Origin of the sequence: Romboutsia sp. (assembly GCF_035470145.1) — a bacterium.
Classification (GTDB): Bacteria; Bacillota; Clostridia; order Peptostreptococcales; family Peptostreptococcaceae; genus Romboutsia_D.
This window is the reverse complement of sequence record NZ_DATIRC010000270.1, coordinates 1-2,195: the sequence shown is the minus strand read 5'-3', so window position 1 is coordinate 2,195 and position 2,195 is coordinate 1. Positions and strand designations below refer to the sequence as shown.

Annotated in this window: 3 protein-coding genes; 2 read left to right on the top strand and 1 reads right to left on the bottom strand. The window is 29.6% G+C overall.

Annotated features, from left to right (window positions below; all coding sequences use genetic code 11):
* Positions 1–587: 587 nt before the first annotated feature.
* Entirely contained in the window at positions 588–1,100 is a 513-nt protein-coding gene (locus tag VLM92_RS11325) for a hypothetical protein (RefSeq protein WP_325276444.1), read from the top strand.
* A gap of 189 nt (positions 1,101–1,289) precedes the next feature.
* On the top strand, positions 1,290–1,535 hold the full coding sequence (locus VLM92_RS11320) for a hypothetical protein (protein WP_325276443.1): 246 nt from the start codon (positions 1,290–1,292) through the stop codon (positions 1,533–1,535).
* 132 nt (positions 1,536–1,667) lie between these two features.
* Here VLM92_RS11320 and VLM92_RS11315 read toward each other — a convergent pair whose 3' ends face one another.
* The gene (locus VLM92_RS11315; RefSeq protein WP_325276442.1) at positions 1,668–2,156 is read right to left on the bottom strand and encodes a hypothetical protein; all 489 of its coding nucleotides are present in this window, start codon (positions 2,154–2,156) and stop codon (positions 1,668–1,670) included.
* Between the last annotated feature and the right edge of the window lie 39 nt (positions 2,157–2,195).

The following is a 2,195-nucleotide window of genomic DNA, read 5'->3' as shown; positions in this document are numbered from 1 at the left end:
AGTATTTGAAACTATAACTGTTCCTGTATTTTCTGACACGGGTACTCCTACCATTACTCTTGACCCTATAACTACTGTACTTGTTTCGCCTACAAATGTAAAAGATTGTTGTCTAAAAACTAATGCCGTTGAAATAGAGTTTACTTTAGCGGTAAATAGTGCAGCAGCATAAATTTTTACCTTTATAAGAAATAGGTGCTATGATAGAGAACGCAATTATAATAACATTATCGGTATGTCTTTTTAGCTATTTAGGGTTAAAGGATGCTATATTATCTATCTATGATAAGATAATCGGTAAAAGGTGGTATATCACTACCTTATTTCGTGATGTAATATCATGTACCAAATGTTTATCTTTTTGGTTAGTATTATTTATTAGCATAATAAGTGGATATGCTATTATAAGATGCGTTCTTGTATCTTTTATTTGTGCTTTTCTATCTTTATGGATAGATATACTATTAATGTATATAAATAAAATATACGATAAGATATGGGAAGATTTGTAGTAGTAAAACCTAAGCCAACTAAATCGGTTAAATGTCCGAATTGTGTTCGGTCAAATGGTGAAAAGAGAATGATATATGGGTAAAATGACAATATATGATATTACAAAGGATAACTATGCAAAAGCTAAGGGAGATGATAATAAGATGTGGAATAGCACAAAGTTATTATCTGACACTATTTGCACGAATTGTAATATGAGTGAAAATGATTATTGGAGATTATTAAAGAAATATTATTCAATAATGGCGGGTGAGCATTTTAATAAGGAGTTTGCTGAATGGCAGATTTCTCAAATGTTTTATATAGATAAGAATGGTAAAAGACACGATAGTCCTTATTGGTCTATGGCGCAAAAGATAGAGGTATATAAAACCATAAAGCCAAGATTAAAATATGATTATAACGAGTATGATTTTGCTGTTACTTTAGAAATGATTCAAAGTGATAATCATTGTTTATATGCTGATTGGTTTCCGAACGCTACGGAAAGTGAGATGACTGATAAATACATACAATCAGCTATTACGTGGCTAAATGATGATGACTACCCTAATGGTGGTAAAATTTGGAGATACTTTAATAGTTAATAAATTGAAAGCAGTCTTAATGTTATCTGTATTTTTAATAGTTGATATAGTATAAACTTGAACGCTGATAGGAAACGCATTAAACATAGAATAATAGTAATGTACTAAATGTTTATTCCAAGTCAAGTTGTTATGTTAACGTGAATATATAGTTACAGTATAAGCTGCTTTCGCCTATTATACTTGGATATGAAAAAGAGTGATTTGATGGCATTATATATGATGACTAATAAAGGAAATACTATTAGTGTCAAGGAATTTATAGATTACGCTAAATCTATGAATGATAAGAAGTGGATAGCGGATAAGTTAATGACAATAGAACAAAACACTAAACGTAATAAAGGTAAGGATTTCTCTTTAGATTTAGGGGCAAACGTATTAGGTAACGTTATTACGGATGGTGCTATATTTATATTTAAGAAGTTATTTTAATATGAAATATAAAAGCAAGAAACACTATGCAATACAAGACAAAATAAAAGAGATGTATATAGATTTCTGCCTACTACATCTCTCTGATTATTTAAAGACTTATGATTTTAACAGGATAGTTTATTACCTACGTTAATCTCTAACTATATCCAAGTCAACATCTTTAGATACGGAAATTTTAACCTTTGGTCTTATTGCATCAACACTTTTATTTGAATAATTATTAAGGTTGCGACCCGAATTAATTAATGTTTTAACTTGAAACCATTTATCCCTCAAGTTAACGCTATTTTGCATCTCCTCTTGTATCTTATTAACACCATATCCAACACTACCTACCTCTACTTTTGAATCATCATAACTTGATAGATTGGCTATATTCTCATAAGATTTATCATAATAAGTATATAAAGTCAGCCACCACATCCACCTAGCTCTACAATTCTCCCTATCTAAATCTTTACTTAACATATCGGCTTTTTCAACATTAAATAGAGCGGATATAAAGTCGGCAAGATTATTATAAACATCAAAATTACTATTCCTTAATATCATGCACACCTCTTGCAATGTGTCATTTTTAATATTGTTAAAGTTCTTTTTCAGTTTCTGTTCATTCATTATAATAGCTCCTTACATTCTTCAATTAAGTCCTTAAAA

Bases quoted from the DNA above. Each gene is read 5' to 3' on its own strand.
- VLM92_RS11320 (WP_325276443.1), top strand. From the start codon at position 1,290: ATGAAAAAGAGTGATTTGATGGCATTATATATGATGACTAATAAAGGA.
- VLM92_RS11325 (WP_325276444.1), top strand. From the start codon at position 588: ATGGGTAAAATGACAATATATGATATTACAAAGGATAACTATGCAAAA.
- VLM92_RS11315 (WP_325276442.1), bottom strand. From the start codon at position 2,156: ATGAATGAACAGAAACTGAAAAAGAACTTTAACAATATTAAAAATGAC.